Source organism: uncultured Bacteroides sp., assembly GCF_905207245.1.
Classification (GTDB): Bacteria; Bacteroidota; Bacteroidia; order Bacteroidales; family Bacteroidaceae; genus Bacteroides.
Window position 1 is genome coordinate 1 of record NZ_CAJLKP010000067.1, and the last position, 20,775, is coordinate 20,775.

At 42.6% G+C, this 20,775-nt stretch carries 20 protein-coding genes and 2 pseudogenes; 15 read left to right on the forward strand and 7 right to left on the reverse strand.

The window, feature by feature from the left end; genetic code table 11:
- Positions 1 to 179 precede the first annotated feature (179 nt).
- The 5 genes from QZ135_RS17945 to QZ135_RS17965 all read left to right on the forward strand — a co-directional run bounded on the left by QZ135_RS17945 (position 180) and on the right by QZ135_RS17965 (position 4,648).
- Positions 180 to 1,199, forward strand: coding sequence for a DUF3871 family protein (locus tag QZ135_RS17945; protein WP_294612379.1), 1,020 nt, complete (start codon positions 180 to 182; stop codon positions 1,197 to 1,199).
- A gap of 87 nt (positions 1,200 to 1,286) precedes the next feature.
- On the forward strand, positions 1,287 to 1,739 hold the full coding sequence (locus QZ135_RS17950) for a JAB domain-containing protein (protein ID WP_057329553.1): 453 nt from the start codon (positions 1,287 to 1,289) through the stop codon (positions 1,737 to 1,739).
- Positions 1,740 to 1,853: 114 nt separating this feature from the next.
- Positions 1,854 to 2,528 (forward strand): recombinase family protein, encoded by a 675-nt coding sequence (locus QZ135_RS17955; protein WP_262762032.1) that lies wholly within the window; start codon positions 1,854 to 1,856, stop codon positions 2,526 to 2,528.
- A 390-nt stretch (positions 2,529 to 2,918) separates the two neighbouring features.
- Positions 2,919 to 4,319, forward strand: coding sequence for an Ig-like domain-containing protein (locus tag QZ135_RS17960; RefSeq protein ID WP_294612389.1), 1,401 nt, complete (start codon positions 2,919 to 2,921; stop codon positions 4,317 to 4,319).
- Positions 4,320 to 4,339: 20 nt separating this feature from the next.
- Complete coding sequence (locus QZ135_RS17965) at positions 4,340 to 4,648, forward strand: DUF5640 domain-containing protein (protein ID WP_294612392.1); 309 nt, start codon at positions 4,340 to 4,342, stop codon at positions 4,646 to 4,648.
- A 65-nt stretch (positions 4,649 to 4,713) separates the two neighbouring features.
- Here the strand turns inward: QZ135_RS17965 and QZ135_RS17970 are convergent, their stop codons facing one another.
- From QZ135_RS17970 to QZ135_RS17980, 3 genes and pseudogenes are all read right to left on the reverse strand, one after another.
- Positions 4,714 to 5,085 carry a DMT family protein gene (locus tag QZ135_RS17970; RefSeq protein ID WP_005924473.1) on the reverse strand — a complete coding sequence of 124 codons (372 nt, stop codon included), beginning with the start codon at positions 5,083 to 5,085 and terminating at the stop codon, positions 4,714 to 4,716.
- 79 nt (positions 5,086 to 5,164) lie between these two features.
- Positions 5,165 to 5,323: pseudogene (locus QZ135_RS17975) on the reverse strand (DMT family protein); the annotation flags it as partial.
- Positions 5,324 to 5,352: 29 nt separating this feature from the next.
- The gene (locus tag QZ135_RS17980) at positions 5,353 to 6,108 is read right to left on the reverse strand and encodes an ATP-binding protein (RefSeq protein WP_294612402.1); all 756 of its coding nucleotides are present in this window, start codon (positions 6,106 to 6,108) and stop codon (positions 5,353 to 5,355) included.
- A 232-nt stretch (positions 6,109 to 6,340) separates the two neighbouring features.
- Between QZ135_RS17980 and QZ135_RS17985 the strand changes: the two genes are divergently transcribed.
- The 4 genes from QZ135_RS17985 to QZ135_RS18000 all read left to right on the forward strand — a co-directional run bounded on the left by QZ135_RS17985 (position 6,341) and on the right by QZ135_RS18000 (position 10,259).
- Positions 6,341 to 7,774, forward strand: a complete 1,434-nt coding sequence (locus QZ135_RS17985) for a tetratricopeptide repeat protein (RefSeq protein WP_294612405.1) — start codon at positions 6,341 to 6,343, stop codon at positions 7,772 to 7,774.
- A gap of 5 nt (positions 7,775 to 7,779) precedes the next feature.
- Positions 7,780 to 8,250: an NfeD family protein gene (locus tag QZ135_RS17990; RefSeq protein ID WP_294612408.1), complete on the forward strand. Its 471-nt coding sequence runs from the start codon at positions 7,780 to 7,782 to the stop codon at positions 8,248 to 8,250.
- Positions 8,251 to 8,276: 26 nt separating this feature from the next.
- Complete coding sequence (gene floA, locus QZ135_RS17995; protein WP_073315059.1) at positions 8,277 to 9,278, forward strand: flotillin-like protein FloA; 1,002 nt, start codon at positions 8,277 to 8,279, stop codon at positions 9,276 to 9,278.
- Between the two features lie 102 nt (positions 9,279 to 9,380).
- The gene (locus QZ135_RS18000; protein WP_294612412.1) at positions 9,381 to 10,259 is read left to right on the forward strand and encodes a nucleoside phosphorylase; all 879 of its coding nucleotides are present in this window, start codon (positions 9,381 to 9,383) and stop codon (positions 10,257 to 10,259) included.
- A gap of 128 nt (positions 10,260 to 10,387) precedes the next feature.
- Here QZ135_RS18000 and QZ135_RS18005 read toward each other — a convergent pair whose 3' ends face one another.
- Positions 10,388 to 12,331 carry an ATP-binding protein gene (locus QZ135_RS18005; protein ID WP_294612416.1) on the reverse strand — a complete coding sequence of 648 codons (1,944 nt, stop codon included), beginning with the start codon at positions 12,329 to 12,331 and terminating at the stop codon, positions 10,388 to 10,390.
- A gap of 132 nt (positions 12,332 to 12,463) precedes the next feature.
- Here QZ135_RS18005 and mnmE point away from each other — a divergent pair, with 132 nt between their 5' ends.
- The 4 genes from mnmE (at position 12,464) to QZ135_RS18025 (ending at position 16,816) form a co-directional block, all read left to right on the forward strand.
- Positions 12,464 to 13,849 (forward strand): tRNA uridine-5-carboxymethylaminomethyl(34) synthesis GTPase MnmE, encoded by a 1,386-nt coding sequence (gene mnmE / locus QZ135_RS18010; protein WP_294612468.1) that lies wholly within the window; start codon positions 12,464 to 12,466, stop codon positions 13,847 to 13,849.
- 224 nt (positions 13,850 to 14,073) lie between these two features.
- Positions 14,074 to 14,673: a hypothetical protein gene (locus QZ135_RS18015; RefSeq protein WP_294612420.1), complete on the forward strand. Its 600-nt coding sequence runs from the start codon at positions 14,074 to 14,076 to the stop codon at positions 14,671 to 14,673.
- Entirely contained in the window at positions 14,633 to 15,757 is a 1,125-nt protein-coding gene (locus QZ135_RS18020) for a site-specific integrase (RefSeq protein ID WP_239170858.1), read from the forward strand. The genes QZ135_RS18015 and QZ135_RS18020 overlap by 41 nt, the downstream gene beginning before the upstream one ends.
- A 120-nt stretch (positions 15,758 to 15,877) precedes the next feature.
- The gene (locus QZ135_RS18025) at positions 15,878 to 16,816 is read left to right on the forward strand and encodes a hypothetical protein (RefSeq protein WP_294612427.1); all 939 of its coding nucleotides are present in this window, start codon (positions 15,878 to 15,880) and stop codon (positions 16,814 to 16,816) included.
- Positions 16,817 to 17,128: 312 nt separating this feature from the next.
- On the opposite strand, the gene QZ135_RS18030 is transcribed toward QZ135_RS18025, so the two are convergent.
- On the reverse strand, positions 17,129 to 17,287 hold the full coding sequence (locus QZ135_RS18030) for a helix-turn-helix transcriptional regulator (protein WP_294612430.1): 159 nt from the start codon (positions 17,285 to 17,287) through the stop codon (positions 17,129 to 17,131).
- A 625-nt stretch (positions 17,288 to 17,912) separates the two neighbouring features.
- Here QZ135_RS18030 and QZ135_RS24950 point away from each other — a divergent pair.
- The gene (locus tag QZ135_RS24950) at positions 17,913 to 18,398 is read left to right on the forward strand and encodes a DUF1735 domain-containing protein (protein ID WP_365979111.1); all 486 of its coding nucleotides are present in this window, start codon (positions 17,913 to 17,915) and stop codon (positions 18,396 to 18,398) included.
- A 69-nt stretch (positions 18,399 to 18,467) separates the two neighbouring features.
- Positions 18,468 to 18,902: pseudogene (locus tag QZ135_RS24955) on the forward strand (LamG-like jellyroll fold domain-containing protein); the annotation flags it as partial.
- A gap of 238 nt (positions 18,903 to 19,140) precedes the next feature.
- Here the strand turns inward: QZ135_RS24955 and QZ135_RS18040 are convergent.
- Positions 19,141 to 20,013, reverse strand: coding sequence for an Rpn family recombination-promoting nuclease/putative transposase (locus QZ135_RS18040; protein WP_294612433.1), 873 nt, complete (start codon positions 20,011 to 20,013; stop codon positions 19,141 to 19,143).
- A gap of 277 nt (positions 20,014 to 20,290) precedes the next feature.
- On the reverse strand, positions 20,291 to 20,470 hold the full coding sequence (locus QZ135_RS18045; RefSeq protein WP_294612436.1) for a hypothetical protein: 180 nt from the start codon (positions 20,468 to 20,470) through the stop codon (positions 20,291 to 20,293).
- Positions 20,471 to 20,775: the final 305 nt, after the last annotated feature.

Here is a 20,775-nt window from a genome sequence, read left to right on the forward strand (position 1 = left end):
GGCACGATGCACTATTGCCACTGCTTACCAATAATTTACTAATGCTCCTCATTTCCTTTGAAAGAATCTTTAGGGAAAGACATAGGACAGCCTAAGATGTAAGCGAAGAAATTCATTTGCGTTTTAGGCTTGTTCCTATTAAATCCATTCAATCAATAACCATTTAATTCAATTTCATTATGAGAGATTTAGTAATTATGCCAGCTATGGCACAGCGTAGAGAATCATTAAACATGGGTGAGTTTGCAGAAGAAGCAATCATTGTGGAAGAAGTTGCAGCACCCAAGAGAGTAAATCATTTCATTGAAGCCAATACACAGGAAGTAACCTTGCAGCATCTACAACAAGGCTGCATCATTCCAAGTTTTGCATCAATGGAAGAAACCATTAGTCACCAATCCTTTATAGGTGCAATAGTGGATGCAGCTAAGGATTACTTTCATGGAGAACAGTTTGATATGCCAGAGATTAGAATCTCACACCCTATCAATGGCAGAATCCCAAGTGCATTAGGCAAGAAAGCATCTGAACTGACAGACGAAGAGAAGACTTTGTTCTATCAGAGAATGTGTTTCTGCTTTGAAATCCCATCCATTGTACATGATGAATACGGTAATCGTTTAGCGTTATCCATTGGTGGAGTGAGAGCATATAACGAGATTAACCTGTACAGTAAGAAGTCTGTTGAGAGATTTAAAATCTTCATAGGATTTCGTAATAGAGTGTGCTCGAATTTAATGCTTACTACTGACGGCTTGCAGGATAAGATAGAAGTCCTAAGCGTACAGGAACTATATGCAGCAGCATTGAATCTGTTCCATGCCTACAACCCATCCAAAGACCTGCATCTGTTAAGGACACTTGGGCAGATGTCAATCTCAACAAGCGAGTTTTGTCAGATAATAGGCAGGATGAGATTATATCAAGCTCTTACACCCAACCAACAGAAACGCCTACCTCGTCTATTGTTAGGAGACAGTCAGATTAATGCAGCTTGCAGAGCATTCGTTTCTGATGTAAACTTCAAGAGTACAGGGGACAGCATTACAGGCTGGCAACTCTTAAACCTGCTCAATGGTTCTGTAAAGTCAAGTTACATAGATAACTTCTTGGAGAGGAATCTTAACTGTACAGAGTTTGTACAAGGCATTCAACGTGCCAAATTAGGAGATAGTGAATACGCTTGGTTCTTGGGCTAAGTGGATTGTTGATTGAGAGAAGAAAGGGCAGCTATTAAGTTAGTTGTCCTTTCTTTATATTTACTAACCTATTAAATATCATATATTATGAACATAGATTATAAAGTAGGAGAAGTAGAACTATCCTACAAATCTACCATTAAGCATTCAGAACGAATGAAAGTCCGTTGTTCTAAAGATGCCTATAAAGTGCTAAAGGCAACCTATCGCGATGGAACAATGGAGCATAAGGAATACTTTAAAATCTTACTGCTTAATAAGGGAAGGGATGTGTTGGGGTACACCCAGATTTCAGAAGGTGGAATAAGTAGTACTATTGTTGATGTAAGAGTTATCCTACAAATAGCTATCCTCTGTAACGCATCCTCAATCATTTTAGCACATAACCATCCAAGTGGTAATCTTAAACCCAGCAAAGAAGATGAAGAGTTAACCACCCAGACTATAAAAGCTGCTAAACTGATGAATATACAGGTCTCTGACCACATTATTTTATCAGAGGAAGAATATTACAGCTTCTCTGATGAAGGACTGTTGTAGGATATTCCTATATATAATAAGGTGAAGGGCATTCAATTTAACATTGGATGTCCTTACTTACATAAGCTGAATGTTCGTTCAGCATTTGTAACTAACTATTAATAAAAGTAAATTATGAAGTCATACATAGCGTATCTTAGGCAATCCACCATGAAGCAGCAAATCTCTGGTCTTGGTGTAGAAGCACAACGGCAGATTATACACAACCATGTAAAGAACAAGCCCATACTTGCTGAATACATTGAAACGGAGAGTGGGAAGAAGTCTAACAGACCTCAACTTCTTGCAGCTTTGGCGATGTGTAGGAAAACGAACTCTATTCTGATTGTCGCTAAATTGGATAGACTATCAAGAAATGTAGCGTTTACTTCCAAGTTGTTGGAGAGTGATGTTGAGATTGTCTTCTGTGACTTTCCACAGGCTAACAGATTAATCTTACATATCATAAGTAGCATAGCTGAATATGAAGCAGGACTAATCAGTCAGAGAACCAAGCAATCATTGCAAGCTAAGAAAGCAAGAGGCATTAAGTTAGGGAAGTCTGAGAATCTAATGCGTAAACATCAAGAAGCTATAGCCAATAGTTCCCGTACCAATAAGGCTAAGGCTGATAACAACCCTAATAACATGAGAGCAATAGCATTGTTGCGGTCATTGACTATGCAGGGTAAATCATTGTCTGAAATGACAGACCTACTAAATGAACAAGGCTTTGTCACCTCTAAAGGCTGTAAATTCCAGATGACCCAAGTCAAACGATTGATTATTAGAGCTGGACTTACCATTTAATAAACAAAGTTCTTGTTAATCCAAATGCTTTTAGTAACTTTGTACCGTAATCCCTCACACCTAAAACGTTAGGTCACTGTAGGAGGACATATTTAGTTAACGATGAGCGTTTGACATATTATCCCTTATTGGAATCTGGACAATTTCAACTACTAAGGATAATGACAAGAACGCTCACGTCAGTGCTATATATCTACTGCATAGTAGTTTATATAACAGTCTGGCGTGGGCTATTGTTTATTATTTAGTAGTGGGTCGTCCAGAACCTCAATAAGATAATATTCAATAGTTTCCACGCCTTCATTGTTTTGTACTGATTAATTAACTAAAGATTTAGATAGCATGAGAACAATTAAATTATTAGCAGCCTCACTATTGGTTGCATTAAGCATGGGATTCAGTTCCTGTGGGGATGATGGGTTGGATAGTGAACCCATGACAACACTTCCAACAGAACCCAGCATCTTTGAGAAAATGGATAAAGCCTTTGCTGAATATATTGGTGATTACTCCAATATAACCTGTAGATATTATCAAGAGGGAGAATCATCCATTCTCTTTGCAGGATTGAAGAATCAACGTCTGTGGTTTAGTGAATACGATGTAGCCAACAAACAACTCAATATTGAATGGACTGATAGAGAGAAGACAGATACCATTCAGCAGCTATATAAAGGATATGGAGAATATGAGACCTTATATGTCAAATATGTTCACCCTTTAGTTCATAAAGAAACGAGTACAGGCAATATTGTAACATTCAATATTGGAGGTAGATTTCAGACTATCTTCACAAGTAACCATAAGACTAAACGAACTCAGTTGCAATATGACAACACTAAAAATGGAATTGCCTATAGCTGGTACAAGGAATCTGTTTTTGTAGCTGACTGTTGCTACTCACATGAAGGAGATACTATCTATACTGCTAAATCCAAACCATCATTTGATGAGAATGGAAATCCTGCTGACATTTCATTAATCTCTTACGAAGAAGGGATTAAACTTAGTGATGGTTTCATTAGTAAGTACAACTTCAAAGAAGGGAAATCAATGTGGGGGACTAATATTGTTACCCCATTTGATGTACCTTCTAATGTAAAGAAAAGCTATACATTTCTTGGCAGCACCACTAACATTTGGGAATATAAATGTGAAGTCACATTCTATGATGGCACTAAGAAGGACTTTACATTTAAAATCAATATAGATAGTGGTAAAATCATCAATAACGTCACAGGCATTACATTGAATGAAACTTCTAAGGAGTTGGATATTATTGATACGTTCCAACTGATAGCTATCATTGAGCCAGCCAATGCAACCAATACAAATATAATATGGAGCAGTTCTAATGAGGAAGTGGCTACGGTTAATCAGAAAGGATTGGTAACAGCCAAGTCAATAGGAGAAGCCGTAATCACTGCAACCACAGAGGAAGGTAATTTTACTGCATCTGCTACTATCACAGTGGTGATGAAGCAGGAAATCAGTGCTTATATTGAGACAAAAGTAGTCGCTAACGGCAGTAATTCAATGGGACAATTCTGGGGAATGCTTGACTGTACAATCACCAACAATAGTGCATATCCAATCGTACTGACTAAGATAGAAATCTTCAGTGGAGAGAGAACCATATTTGAAAAGCATTACGACAATCAAGTGATAAATCCTCAGCAAAGCCATTTGGAGGGAGCGACAGGTTTACCTGCCATTTACTCTCCAACGGTCAAGTGGACTTATACATATAATGGAATTGAATACACAACATCTAAAACTTATCAAAAATGAAAACTTTAAGATTCTTAGGAATGACCTTACTTATGGTCATGTTGGCTGTAAACTTTACAGCGTGTAGCGATGATGAAGATGAACCTAACTCTCCCATTGTTGGCACATGGACAGGTGGAGAAGTTGGTTACAACTTTGAAGAGACACTCATCTTTAATAACAATGGAACAGGGCAATGGGATGAAGATTCATTCAATTACACAACCAATTCCAATAAAGTAATAATTGATTATGAAGATGGAGACCCTGAAACTTGGACTTATTCTATATCTTCAAATACGCTTAACATGACAGCAGAAGATGGAGTGAAATATCGTTTCACCAAATAACAATCAAGTAAACAACACGAATGGAGCAGCATTTGAGGAAACTCTTATGCTACTCTCTTCTATAACTATTTCATAAATACAAAATAGACAGCCAATATTAAGCAAACAAAGGCAGCTACATGATTCCAGTGCAAAGCTTCACCTTTAAAGAATACAGTTGTAAAAACTGTGAATATAATAAGAGTTATTACTTCTTGAAGAACCTTCAACTGCATCAAGGAAAATGGTCCTCCATTACCAATATATCCAATGCGATTCGCTGGAATTTGACAAGAATACTCAAGAAAAGCAATTGACCAACTAAAGGCTATTACCCCTATCAATGGAAGAGTAGCAAACCAAGAATATTCCTGTTTCATCTTTAAATGACCATACCAAGCAAAAGTCATGAAGACATTCGATACTATAAGCAATAAAATTGTGTAGAGAGCTTTCATATTATTCTAATTCTACTATACATTATTATATATATCAACGTAAAGTGTTAAATTCCCAGTTGGGTTTTTCTATTTTATTATACTCCGCAAGAGCGATACTCCACGAAAATAAAATGATGGCATAAAGCGGCCAGTTCGTAATCACTTTCATATCTTGCAACTTCAGATGGCCATACCATGCAAAAGTCATAAAGATATTAGAGACTATTAAAAGTAAAATAGTATAAAGACCTTTCATTTCAATGATGGATATTTTAAGGATGAATATTAGTCTAAATTATTAGCTTTCTTAGGCAGAAGTTCCTCCTGGATGTTGGTCATACTCCCCCAAAGACTATAACGCGCTTCCGGGTTCATCTCTTCCAACTGATGCAAAATCCCCTTCATGCTACTACGGTGCGATTGCGCCTCATAAGGGCAATTCTTCACCTGTTTGCGATAGCCCCTGATTTGCGCCAACTCCAATAAATCGGCCTCATGCACCAGACACATCGGACGGATAATCGTCATGTCGAACTTCTTCATTACCAAACGGGGTGGCATAGAACTGAATGCTCCCTGAAAAGTGATATTCATCAACAAAGTTTCCAGAATGTCATCCATGTGGTGTCCCAACGCTATTTTATTGCAACCTTGCTCCTTGGCAACCGTAAACAACGCCTTCCGCCGATTCCATGAACAAAGGAAACAAGGAGATTTGCGGGTATCCGTACTTGCATCGAACTCCGTCTCATACAACACGAAAGGTATCCCCCACGATTCTACATACTCACGAAGATACGTCCAGTCACTCTGATAGGGAATATTCTTCATAACCACGTGGACGGCAACCACCGAAAACTTAGGCTTAAAGATGCAGGCGCGTTTTGCCAACAACTCCACCAACGCCAAAGAATCTTTGCCGCCTGAAAGTCCGATGAGAATTTTATCCCCGTCCTCTATCAGACCATACTCCACCAATCCCTTACTGAACCGCTTATCAATGCGGCGGATGATTTTCTCTTCTTCGGTAAATTGCGCCATGATGATTATAAGCTACGAGTTACAAGCTACGAGTTACAAGTGCCATGCGGATGTAGCGCAGCTACTTGTAGCTCGTAGCTCATGTAGCTTGTAGCTCTTTGCTTTCCGGTTGCAAAAGTAAGAGAAAAGAATGATTTAAAGAAGAATTAACATAATAGAATAACGGAATTCAGCATTATTCCCGATTAATTTGTATTTTTGAACATTCGAATTTGTAAGTTGGATAAGTAGCATGAAAAAGAGATATATTTTACCCCTCCTTTTTTGTTTTGTATTAGCCGGTGCGTCTGCACAGACGTTGGAGCAAGCAAAGGCTTTCTACAACAAAGGGCAATATGAGCAAGCCAAACCCATTTTCCAGAAATACATCAAGACACAACCGAACAACGGAAACTACAACTTATGGTATGGTGTGTGTTGCCTGGAAACAGGAGAACCGGACGTAGCCGTGAAATATCTGGAAACCGCCGTCAAAAGACGCGTACCCAGCGGCCAGTTATATCTGGCACGGACTTATAATGATTTATACCGTTTTGAAGAAGCCATCAAGTGCTATGAAGATTACATCAGCGACCTCAGCAAAAGGAAAAGACCAACCGAAGAAGCCGAAAAACTTCTGGAAAAGAGCAAGACCAATTTCCGTATGTTGAAAGGCATTGAAGAAGTTTGCATCATCGATAGTGTCGTAGTAGATAAAGACCGTTTTCTGGAAGTTTATAAAATCAGCCCTGAATCCGGCAAACTATTCACGTACAACGATTTCTTCCAAAACAAGGAAGAAGTAGAAGCCACCGTATACGAGACGGAACTCAGCAACAAGATTTATTATGGTGAACGCCAGCCCGACGGCAAACTCAGTATCCTGGCCCGCAACAAGATGCAGGGCGAATGGGGAAAAGGCAACCTATTGCCCGGTAGCATCAACGACTCCATTAATGCCAACTATCCTTATGTATTGACCGACGGCGTGACCATCTATTACGCCGCCGATGGCGAAAACTCAATCGGAGGATACGACATATTCGTCACCCGCTACAATACAAATACCAACACCTATCTGACACCGGAAAACGTAGGTATGCCGTTCAATTCACCCTACAACGACTATATGTTCGTTATCGACGAATTCAATAACCTCGGATGGTTTGCTTCCGACCGCTACCAGCCGGAAGACAAAGTGTGCATCTATGTATTCATTCCCAACTCTTCCAAGCGAGTGTACAATTATGAAGCGATGGACAAGAAAAAAGCCATCAGCCTTGCCCGCATCCATTCGTTGAGAGATACATGGACAGACCCGGATGCCGTATCCGACGCCAAGCAACGTTTACAAGCCGCAATGAACGAAAAACCCCAGTCCAAGCCCATGCACGAATTTGAGTTCATCATTGACGACCACACTACGTATCATCAATCGAGCGATTTCAAATCTCCCCAGGCCAAGGAGTTGTTCAACCAATATCGCCAACAGGAAAAGGATTTCAAACAACAATTGAATAAGCTGGAAGAGCAACGCGCGTTGTACTCCCGTGCCAGTGATAATGATAAAGCCAAGCTGGCACCCGCCATACTCGACCTGGAAAAGCGAATCTGGCAATTGTCGGACGAAGTGGAACGCGCCGCCATCAAAGTGCGCAACACCGAAAAACAAACTTTAAAACCCTAATAATTATGGACATACTCATCATCATCGTACTCATCATTGCGGCGGTCATCCTGTTCCTGGTAGAACTGTTCGTCATCCCGGGCATCAGCGTAGCCGGATTCCTGGCAGGTGGTTGCATCATCTTTGCCAACTACTACGCTTTCACCTATCTGGGCACCACAGGCGGGCTCATCACGCTCGGCATATCAGCAATAGCCTGCATAGGTTCGCTGGTCCTGTTCATGCGCTCCAAAACGCTGGACAAGATTGCGTTGAAGAAGAATATCACATCCAAAGTAGACCGTACGGCCGAAGACCAAGTGAAAGTCGGTGACACGGGAGTAGCTTTCACACGTCTGGCTTTGATTGGAAACGCTGAATTTGACGGTAACATTGTGGAAGTGAAGTCGATGGATGGCTTCCTGAATGAGAAGACCCCTATCATCGTAAGCCGTATTACAGACGGCGTTATCATGGTGGAAAAGATAAAAGATTAGTATTCACACTTAATATCGTATAAATCATGAACGTAGACTCTATGTACTTAACTGCCTTTCTTGTGATAGGAGGCATTATCTTCATCGTACTATTTTTCCACTATGTTCCTTTCTTCCTATGGTTGTCCGCCAAAGTTTCGGGAGTCAGGATTTCATTGGTGCAATTGTTTCTAATGCGTATCCGTAACGTGCCCCCCTACATCATCGTGCCGGGCATGATTGAAGCGCACAAAGCCGGACTGAGCAACATCACCCGCGACGAGCTGGAGGCTCACTACCTTGCCGGCGGACACGTGGAAAGAGTGGTTCATGCATTGGTGTCCGCTTCCAAAGCGAACATCGAATTGTCCTTCCAGATGGCCACCGCCATCGACCTTGCCGGACGTGACGTGTTCGAAGCGGTTCAGATGTCGGTAAACCCGAAGGTGATTGACACTCCTCCCGTGACGGCCGTGGCTAAGGATGGTATCCAGTTGATAGCAAAGGCTCGTGTGACGGTGCGCGCCAATATCCGCCAATTGGTGGGTGGTGCCGGTGAAGACACTATTCTGGCACGTGTGGGCGAAGGTATCGTATCTTCCATCGGTTCGTCCGAGAATCATAAGTCGGTATTGGAAAATCCGGATTCAATCTCTAAATTGGTGCTCCGCAAAGGGTTGGATGCCGGTACGGCATTCGAAATCTTGTCCATTGATATTGCTGATATCGACATAGGTAAGAACATCGGTGCGGCATTGCAGATTGACCAGGCAAATGCGGATAAGAACATTGCCCAAGCCAAGGCCGAGGAACGTCGCGCAATGGCCGTGGCCAGCGAGCAGGAAATGAAGGCGAAAGCTCAGGAAGCCCGTGCAAAGGTGATTGAGGCAGAAGCAGAAGTGCCTAAGGCTATGGCAGAAGCATTCCGTAGCGGTAATTTGGGTATCATGGATTATTATCGGATGAAGAACATCGAAGCCGATACTTCCATGCGCGAAAACATAGCCAAACCTACAGGTAATAACTCAAACCAGCCATTGAGTAAATAATCCGGTAAAAATATTATCCCCGAAAACGTCGGAACCGGTGAACAGTAACCCCGTTCCGGCGTTTTCTATTTTATGAATATATTAACCAATACAATCCAGCATATGAAAAAGTATTTTGCATCTTCCGAACTCATCATCAATGATGATGGTTCCGTATTCCACCTACACGTAAAGCCGGAATGGCTGGCAGACAAAGTAATCTTGGTGGGCGACCCTGGACGGGTGGCATTAGTAGGTTCGCACCTTGAGAACAAAGAGTGTGAAGTGGAAAGCCGCGAGTTCAAAACCATTACCGGTACCTATAAAGGCAAGCGAATCACGGTGGTTTCCACGGGCATCGGTTGCGATAATATCGACATCGTGATGAATGAGTTGGACGCCCTGGCAAACATTGATTTCAATACGCGCGAAGAGAAGCCCCAACTCCGTCAACTGGAATTGGTGCGCATCGGCACTTGTGGCGGTCTTCAACCCAATACCCCTGTAGGTACATTTATCTGCTCGCAAAAGTCCATCGGTTTTGATGGCTTGCTGAACTTCTATTCGGGTCGCAATGAAGTGTGCGACCTGCAATTTGAACGCGCCTTCCTCAACCACATGGGATGGTCGGGAAACATGTGTGCCCCCGCTCCTTACGTGATTGACGCCAATGCCGAACTGATAGAGCGCATTGCGGGAGACGATATGGTACGTGGTGTAACGATTGCCGCCGGTGGTTTCTTTGGTCCGCAAGGGCGCGAGTTGCGCATTCCGCTGGCCGACCCGAAACAGAATGAGAAAATCGAGAACTTCGAGTATAACGGTTATCGTATCACCAATTTCGAGATGGAAAGCTCCGCACTGGCGGGTTTGAGTCGCCTGATGGGACACAAAGCGACCACGGTATGCATGGTGATTGCCAACCGCTTGATAAAAGAGGCTAATACAGGTTATAAGAATACCATTGATGTACTTATAAAAACGGTACTGGATAGAATCTGACCCACATAACGAAATTCAAGGGACAAGGGGAGAAGGGAACGAGTTGACAAGGGGGACAAGGCCTTTCGGCGTGGTAGCCCCCTCCCTCGTCAACTCCTTGTTCCCTTGTCAACTCGTTCCCTCGTCAACTAAATATATTTGATGATAGTTTCCTTCAACTTCTCGTAAGTATAAGGTTTCGCAATAATATCATTGCATCCGGCGGCCAACGCCTGTTGTTGCTCAATCAGGAACGCATTAGCCGTCACGGCCACAATTGGCAAATCGAGCGTAATGGCACGTATCTTCTCCGTGGCCTGAATACCGTTCATCACCGGCATTCGGATATCCATCAATATCAGGTCGGGACGTTCGCGTAAGAAACTATTGACGGCTTCCTCCCCATTTGTAACCCACGAAATGGTATAATCTTTTTTCAACAAGATATTTATCTGCATGAAGTTCGACTCCGTATCCTCAGCTATCAGGATTTTCTTCCTGCCATCCACTCTATGTCCCATGTCGGCCACGTTAGCCCCAACGGCTCCGGCATCCGAGGCGAATAGGGATTGCTGATAAGGAAGTGTCATCACAAACGTGCTACCCACTCCCACCTCAGACTCTACGGAAATCTTTCCGCCCAACCTTTCAACGATGCTCTGGCAAATGGGAAGTCCCAATCCCGTTCCCTGAACAAAATCATTCAACTTCTCAAAACGGTTAAAAATCAAAGGCAATTTCTCACGGGGTATTCCGCACCCAGTGTCGGTCACATACACCTTCAACCACTCCCCTTCCGTCGCCAAGCCCAACGTAATGCCCCCCTCGCACGTGTTTTTAATGGCATTGGAAAGGAAATTAAACAACACTTGCGTAATCCTGTTCCGGTCCACCATAATCCAGACTTCCTCATCCGGACGCACCACCTCAAAGCGGATACCCGTTTTCATCTTCAAGCGGTGCACCTTCTCCACCTCGTCAATCAGCCCCGCCATCTCGGTCAACTGGATGTTCATTTCCGACTTTCCGGACTCGATGCGAGAGAGGTCGAGGATGTCGTTGATGAGTTGCAACAACAGGTTGCTATTCTTCTGAATGATATTCAGATACTCCGCTTTCTCCTTTTCATCTTCCGTCAGAGCAATGATTTCCGAAAAACCAACAATGGCATTCAACGGGGTACGGATTTCGTGGCTCATGTTTGCCAGGAACACCGACTTCATCCGGTCGGCCTCTTCCGCCCGTTGCTTCGCTTCAATCAATTCATTGGAACGCTGAACCCGGTCGCCGATGTCGTGTATCAGAGCCATCACCTTGTTGCCTTCAAACGGGGATATACGTGCCTGGAAGTAATGCCTTTCGCAATTATCCACGTCCAGCGGATACTCTATTTCCTTCAACTGGCCGTCTTCAAGGCATTGGTGGATGTTGCGCAAAAACAAATCGCTGACTTCGGGAGAGTAGATGGAACGCCCGTCGGCTCCCTTCAACTGGTCCACCGGATGAAGCAAAACCGTATCGGAAGACATCAGTACATCGGTTATGAAGAAATTATCGTCAAGGATAAATATGAATTCGGGCAATGCCTCAATAATCTTCCGGTTCCGCTCTTCTATGCGCAAGATGTGGGCCTCCCTCTCGCATTGTTCGGTGACGTTTACGGTATAGCACAACAAGCGGTCCGGCTTTCCGTCTCCGTCCTTCTCCACGGATAAGAGGCGGTCCTCCAGCCAGACTATTTCACCGTGCGCGCCTACGCACCTGATGCGCAGGAGGGTTGCTTCTTCAAAGCCGTCCAGCTTCTGTTGAAAGCCGTCCAATGACACCAGATGCTTATCGTCGGGATGTACGAAGTTGAAAAACTCTTCCAGATTCCGGAAGTGGATGCCCACCTTGTCCAAACCTAAACTCGCGAAATACTCTTCGGTGAAAGTACACTCCAGGGTTACGATGTTAATCTCCCAAAGAGCAATCTGATGAGCGGCCAAAACGGATTTGACCTTCAGGAAATTCTCTTTTATTTGTTCTAAACTTTCGTTCTCTCCAACGGTTGCAGAGAGCGATTCATGCATTTTTATTTTGTCTTGCGCCATACTAACAATATGTATTATATGAAGGCCACGGAAAATTGAACAAATGTAATAAAAAAGAGTAAGTTATATACAAACGTGCTCATTTTTTTACCCGAAAAGTCTATCTTTGCAATCCAAATAACGAAATATATGATGAACCAGGATACTATCTGTGCTATAGCCACGGCTCAAGGGGGAGCAATCGGGAGCATACGTGTCTCAGGACCGGATGCCATCAGCATAACCAGCCGCATCTTTACTCCGGCAAAATCGGGTAAGACCCTAACCGAAAGCAGACCTTACACACTGACTTTCGGACGGATATATGATGGCGGGGAAATTATCGACGAAGTACTTGTCAGCCTCTTTCGCGCCCCGCACTCTTATACGGGAGAAGATTGCACGGAAATCACCTGCCACGGTTCCAGCTATATCTTGCAACGGGTGATGCAACTACTCATCCATCAGGGTTGCCGCATGGCCCAGCCGGGCGAATACACCCAGCGCGCCTTCCTGAACGGGAAGATGGACCTGAGTCAGGCGGAGGCCGTGGCGGACCTGATAGCCTCGTCGTCCGTGGCCACCCACCGCCTTGCCATGAGCCAGATGCGTGGAGGGTTCAGCAAAGAGTTGGCGGACCTGCGCAACCAGTTACTCCACTTCACATCGCTTATTGAGTTGGAGCTGGACTTTAGCGACCATGAAGAGTTGGAGTTTGCCGACAGGACCGAGCTTTGCCAATTGGCGGATAACATTGAGGCGGTCATCTCCCGCCTTGTACACTCGTTCAGCGTAGGAAATGTAATAAAGAATGGAGTTCCCGTAGCCATTATCGGTGAGACAAACGCGGGGAAATCTACCCTGCTCAATGCATTGTTGAACGAAGACAAGGCCATTGTGAGCGACATTCACGGCACCACGCGAGATGTCATTGAGGACACCGTAAACATGGGTGGAGTCACGTTTCGTTTTATTGACACGGCGGGCATCCGGGAGACGAATGACACCATTGAAAGTCTGGGCATAGAACGCACGTTCCAGAAGTTGGAACAAGCCGAAATTGTGCTCTGGATGGTAGATGCAACGGATGCCGCTTCGCAAATCAACCAATTGTCCAAACAGATACTTCCGCGTTGCGAAGGGAAACACTTGATTCTTGTATTCAATAAGGCAGATTTAGTGACCGATGCTTCAAGCGTCGTCCCTGCCGGTTTTCCGGACAATGTGCAATCTATTGCTCTATCTGCCAAACGGAGGACAAACATTGATGAATTACAACAAATATTGGTAAGTGCCGCCAATCTTCCATCGGTGACACAGAACGACGTAATCGTTACAAATGTTCGTCATTACGAGGCTCTTACGCATGCTTTGGAAGCGATAAAGCGTGTACAAGAGGGGTTAAGAAGCAATCTATCCGGGGATTTCGTGTCTCAGGACATCAGGGAGTGCATTTTTCATTTAAATGACATTGCGGGAGAGGTGACGAATGACATGGTGTTGAGAAATATATTTGAACACTTTTGCATCGGCAAATAATTAGTATAATACACTGACAATCAGATAGTTACAAAATAATCAAAAGAAATAAGCACAAAATTTCAACTCGTTATATATCAATAACTTACAATATATTTTGCTAATAATCACTGTAAAACAAAGACAAATAAGAAACAGATTTGCTGCTATTTGATACTCAAATCAGGGGTTGTTGACAACCTTATATTATATAGGAGCTACACTAAAGTAGCCATATATATAATATGAATTATAATTTTTCAAAGCATTATTATGATCCATTCATCCGGTTGAAAGAGGAAGAATGGAAAGATGTAGTTTCAAGAGGCTTCCTAAGTATTAGCGAAGCAGCTACATTGTCAGGATATACGCGCCAGTATATCCACAAACTAGTTCAAACAGGCAAGATAAAAAGTGAACGGTGTTTGAATAACCTAGTGATTACCAATAAGGATTTCATCAAGTGGTATTCGTCTCTACCGTTAATACCCCACTCTCCAATTGGCCGAAGTTCGTATTCTCTCAAAGGATTGATGGCCTATACAGGAATGAGCCGTTCTTGGATTCTAAATTTCGCTGAACGTTATCAAATCCAAACCTTCTATTTAGGACTAAATAGAAGGTTTGATGAAATCGATTGTAAAACAGCTTGGGACATCGAACGGATCAAGTATGCCCAATGGCTAACTATTGATGAAATTACAACTCATCTCAACATTGATGCCAAGGAACTGCTGACACTTGTTGCCAAACATTTGGTTAGGGTGAGATGCATAGCCTATACCGACTATTATTGCAAGAAGGATGTTGAACAAGAAATCAGATGGAGGGAAAGTCATGTATAGGGTTACATTACGTTATAAAATAAAGACAGACGGCAAGAAAAAGTCCATTTATCTTCAGTTCAATCCACCCATCAAAGATGTAAGGGGAAAAGAAATCAAATATGAATTTCTGAATTTGGATCTTTATGTTAATCCTGCCAATACTGCCCAAAAGAAATACAACCAAACGGTTGAAGAAGTAGCAGAAAATATCAAGTGCGAACGTTACATTCAGTTGGTACGACGGGATTTCAGTTTTCTGGCAAAAGACAATCTGGATGGAGACTTTCTTGAGTATTTTCATGAAAACGGAGACTATCACAGTCAGAAATATATTTGTGCACGACTCCATTTTGAAGAGTTCTGTGAAAGGAAGTGCTCTTTCAGAGACCTTAGTGTCAGCCTTTGCGAAAAGTACAGGGCGTATATCCTTAGAGACAAGCACCTGACCAGCTCAAAAAAGATATCACACAATACTGCAAGTGCATACTTCAATGTATTCCTGAAAATGGTAAGATTGGCCTATGAAGACAAAATAATCAGCCATGATTATACTGAAATAATAAAACCCATTGTGTGGAATCATGATACCCTCAAAGAGTATTTATCCAATGATGAAGTAAATATTCTACGCCAGACACCTTATTCGCCATATCCGGAACTGCCTAAAGCTTGCCTTTTCAGCATCTTTACAGGATTGCGGCGGAGTGACATTCTTGCCTTACGATGGGAAAACATTGTAAAGAGGTCGCACAATACATTCATAGAGATACAGTGTAGTAAGACAGGTGTTTTAATCCGATTGCCTTTATCAAAACCGGCATTGAATGTTCTGGGTAAAAGAAAAGAAGAAGGGATAGTATTTCAATCTTTGACGATAAGCATACTGAATCTGCATGTACAAAAATGGCTGGCCTCGGCAGGAATCACCAAGCATATTACTTTCCATTGTTTCAGGCACACATTCGCCATGTTGCTTCAGGAAAAAGGTGTCGAAATCTATACCATTTCGAAACTGTTGGCTCACAAGCAAGTATCCAGCACACAAATTTACGCGAAAGTCACCAACCAACAGGTTAACGAGGCCATTCAGTTATTAAAATAGCGAATTGTTAAGCTAAACCAGTCAAATATCGTTAAAGAAGGAGCATTAGATGAATCCACTGTCTGTATTTCAACAAATTGCCATTACTTTTGCAAACAATCTTAAGTAAAAACTGAAGTTATGTTACAATCAAAAATACAGACCCTCAAAAAATACATTTCATCGTTCCTAAATGAGAAAATCAGCTGTTCCAAGTTGTCTTCGGCATCATGCAAACAGATTCCAGCTATTTTAATGGCTAAATACGAATGCACGGCAACAACACTTTTCGGTGTTAATGTCGTGCTTTGTTTTCCCAAAGAGACTGATTCATTAACTCCAGCAAAGTTACAGAACCATATGCAGCTCTTTACTGCCAAATTGGGAATGCCCAGTATTGTAGTGATGGATGAAATCCCATCCTATAATATTCAGCGGTTGATTGTTCAGCGGATTAACTTCATCATCACAGGCAAACAGATGTTTGCTCCGTCATTGTTGCTCGACCTGAGAAAGATGCCTAAGCCAAACAAAGATATCAAAGAAGATATTCCGCCGTTCGCACAATGTCTGATTCTATACAATATTGAAGTTGAAATGTTTTGCCATACCATAAATGAAATTATGGATATTTTCAATGTCTCCTACTCTACAGCCAACAGAGCCGTTCGGTGGCTGCAAAGTAAGAACCTGACAATATGTCCGAAAGGCAAAGCGAAGAGATTGCAGTTTGCAAAACAAGGCCGCGACTTATGGGAAGCCAGCATAATATATCTGACAACACCGGTAGAAAAGGTTGTCTATACTAATACTATTCCATCAAAAGCTTTGTCAACTGTCATATCTGATGGTAGTGAAGTTGAACCTATAGAAGTAAACAGTTATGCTGTATGCAAAGACGATTTAAAAGATATCACAGTTTCTGACACTGGTCGATTTAAAATTGAGATTTGGAAATACAATCCTATGGACTTGGCCAGATTAAAGAAACATGTGGATAAGTTATCACGTTATCTCTCGATTAGAGATAAGGAAGATATGAGTGATAAGATCGAAATGATACTTGCTGAATTACAGTAAAGCAGCTTCAAATTCGTGAAAAGCAGGAGGCGTAAATTAAGTGAGAATATCGGGACTCGCAACGGAACAATGTTATAACCTCCCTTAACGAAATCACTGTCAAAATAGAAATATACTTTCTCTTCATATCCCTCCTTATAGCCCACCAAAGTACCCACTTTCCGATCCCATAAAAATACATCAAGATTTTATACTATCACCATTCCTCCTTACTCGCTTGGGAATAATTTTATTTATTTGTATCAGTACTATTGGAGGCATAGGCGATTCCGACAGCCAATCACCGACACGTTGCTTCATACCGACTACCCGTTACAATGATATGAAATTATTTAGGGTTATATTTAGATTTACGCCCTGTTCAAGATGACTTATTGTGGCAAGACCTACGCCGGATTTCTTCGCCATTTCCCTTTGGCTCATCCATGCGGCAAGCCTGTATTCTTTTATACGTTTCGCTAAAAGTAACATAATATCTTGATTGGTTAGATAGTCTGTATTATATATATGGTAGAATATTACCGCCCAACCACAGGTAAAGAGAATTTACTGATATCTTAAAGACTACTAAAGTAGTACGTACGCTTCTGTTTATTGCAATGCTATTAATCGGTAGGCATACGTAAGTAGTGAATGAAAAATGTCCAGGAATATTGCTCTCATGGGTGATACTCCCAGCTTTTTCAATCTGTTTTTATCATAAAAGCCTGTTTCGTGTAGCTAAGCTATTTCGTTAGTTCCCTACGAATTTATTATGCGGCAACATCACCATAGGGATGCAGAAAAACGTTATCAATAATACATTAAATCCGAAAATCATATGAACAAAAATATCATGAAAAACAAAAATATTCACCAAGGCATTCGTTAACCCTCATCTTTTATAAATCTGATCGCAGCCCCTATTATCGGTATCGGCCTGCGACAACAAGGATTACAGCAAGTATTCTCCTTTCAACAATTCCGTGTACATCGATGCGACAAAGGTGAAAGACGTAGTCAATTTCACCTTCAATAATCTCAAAACCACGGGTAGTAACAAATCTCTGCCATACTGGTATATCCTGCCGATCAGGATATCGAAGTCAATTTTCAGGTGCCCCCTTCATTGACCAGCCAGTACAATGCCCGCCTCGGCACCGACTATACCATGCCCGATGCCAAGTATTACAAGTTCTCCACCCAGTACGTCGCCATCCCCAAAGGGGAAGTCAACTCACCAGAAGTCACTATCGACTTAGCCAACCTCACCATTGATGCTGGATACCTATTGCCCGTCACCATCAATCAGGTTTCGGGCGACATGGGTATGTTCAGCGGTTCCAAAACCATCTGCTACGTCGTACGCCATTCCAGGGCCATCACCGTAGCTGTCAGCCTGACGGACAAGTACTTCCGCCTGTTCGGTTTCGATACCGGAAGCCCTACCGCCGGTGCAGTGAATGGCTTGAAGCTGCTCACCTTCGAAGCCATCATACACGTTGACAAGTTCATCATGCCCCTGCAGGAGGACATATCCACCATCATGGGCATTGAACAGTATTCCCTTTCCCGCATCGGCGATGCCGATTTCCCGCGCTAACAACCGCAATTTGCTGCCAACGAGAACAAGTTTCCCGCTGCCGATGAAGGCAAGTCACTTCAGGCTGGTGAGTGGTATCACGTAGCCGTTACATACGATAACGAAGCCAAAACAGCAGCTATCTATGTAGACGGCAAGTTACAAAGCTCGATAGAGAACTACGGCAGCAGCGAACCCATCAATCTGGGCAAACAGACTCCGGACAAAGGTTACCATTGCGAGATCGACCATTCCTACGGTATCGAACCCGTCTCTTTTGTGCGCATGCTCAACGACGAAATCTGCGAAGTCCTCATCTGGAACGTGGTACGTACGCAAGACGAAATCTACAAGAACATGTACGATGTCGATCCCAAAACTCCCGGACTATGTGCCTATTGGAAGTTTAATGAAGGCACGGGAGACATCGCCCATGACTTTACGGACAACGGAAACGATGCGGTATCTTATGCCAACGCCGATTGGCCGTCAGGTATCGAAGTACTGGTGAAGAATAAAGAGTGAAACATAAAAGGTAGCATAGTCAACCAGTCATCTCAATTTCATAAGATTAATAATTGGGAGCATTCCCCCAATTATTAAGTTTAAAGGGCAGCTAACTCATTTCGGGTTAGTTACCCTTTCTGCATCATTAATCTTTCTCTAGTTTCGGAAGTAGCATTCAGGCTGTTACTCCGTGGTGAATCCGGTTCATTTCCGAGCGGTTTTTATTAGGAGTTATGTAATTTTGCTATGCAGAAGATCAGAGTCTTTCGATTTCTTCTGCCGATAAACCGGTCAGACTGGAAATGATATCAAGGGATAAGCCCTGCTTCTTCGCATTGGAAGCGACGAGAAGCTTTTCTTGCAGTTCCCCTTCCTTTCTTCCTTCCTTTTTCCCTTCCTTCCTGCCTTCCTCTTTCCCTTTTCTTTCCGCACTGCTTATGAGCGTTTTCTCCACGCTGATGATGTCCCAGAACTTTTCGTACCCCAGCAGTTGTTCCGGCGTGAAAGCAGACTCCTCCAATACGGTTACAGCCTTTTTGATCTCCGAGTTCTCAAGCAGCTCTTCGGGCACCTCATGGGTATTTTCGTCGATTTCAGTCAGGTAGCGCAGCCAGAGAATATGCATTTTCTTTTCGCTATAGGTGTGAGGCCTAAACTTGGGCAGCTCCACAAACACCAGGTGAAGCCCATTTATCACGCGTTCGGTATGCTCCACGTGTACCAAACGGTAGTAGTGATAATACTCCTTGATGTCCGGCTCGAAAATGTCATTGACAAGATTCAGCGAATACACCGGTTGCAACAGGTCGTATTGCTCGCCGGAGTCCATCTGACGCACGTACGCCTTGGAAGCGTTGAACATTACGCACTGCTTAAATTCGGGAGACCATATCATTTGCATTTCCACGATGAAAGAACGCCCTTTACTGTCCCGACAGCGAACGTACACGATGCTATTTTTCCGCAAGGAATTCTCCGGTACCATCCCCGAGGGAAGGTACTCAATGTCGGTAATGCTCTCTTCCAAACGCAAGGGAAGCAGGGCGTTCAGGAAACTCATCACTAGGTCGGGGTGCTCGCCGAACACGCGTTTAAAAGTCAGGTCGGCCTTTGGATTCAAGTATCTCATAATTTCATTATTTTTCTGTTACGGAGACAAAAATAAGAATTCGTTCTTAAAAAAAAGAATCCGGCATCATATTTAATGAGATACTTGCTTTTGCTAAAACAATAATATTATCCACTGTCAATTTAATATTCTATTGTACCATTCATTCCTTTTACATAAATCTAAGTAACTTATTCATAGACAATTTTCACGTCTGAATAGTGCCTGTTTGCATCCACCATAAACAAATACTAATCAAACACATAAAATAGTGTAAGAGCATATTTCCAGAGTATTTCTAGATATGCCGTGTATATGCATCAATCCCTCCTTTATTCGCCTCTGAAATTCGTTTTTTATCAATGCCTCGATACAACAACTGTGAGTAGATATATTCGGAACGGCTGGCTCCTAAACTACGATTGATTTCAGATGTTCCAGTAAAACTGTCCACAGCACCACAAACCTTGATGCTCAAATTGAATTGTTTTACAATCCTGGCAATCTCATCCAAGTTGACCAATTAAGAAGCATCTGTAAGATGATTTGTACCTAACTTAAAGAAAAAGAAGATGGGTGCACCGATGCAACTTTTTTCTTTTAACAACTCGGTAAGATAACCTTGTAATGATGCTTGGTATCCTAAAGAGTTTCCCAAGCTATGATTTTCTGTTGAACTTTTGTCTTGAATAGAATCACTATTGATTGAATTATCTGGTCATTGAATACCCTGCAATCTTGAACGGAGAGAGTTAAGTCCGCTGTAATCGTTCTTTGGATAAA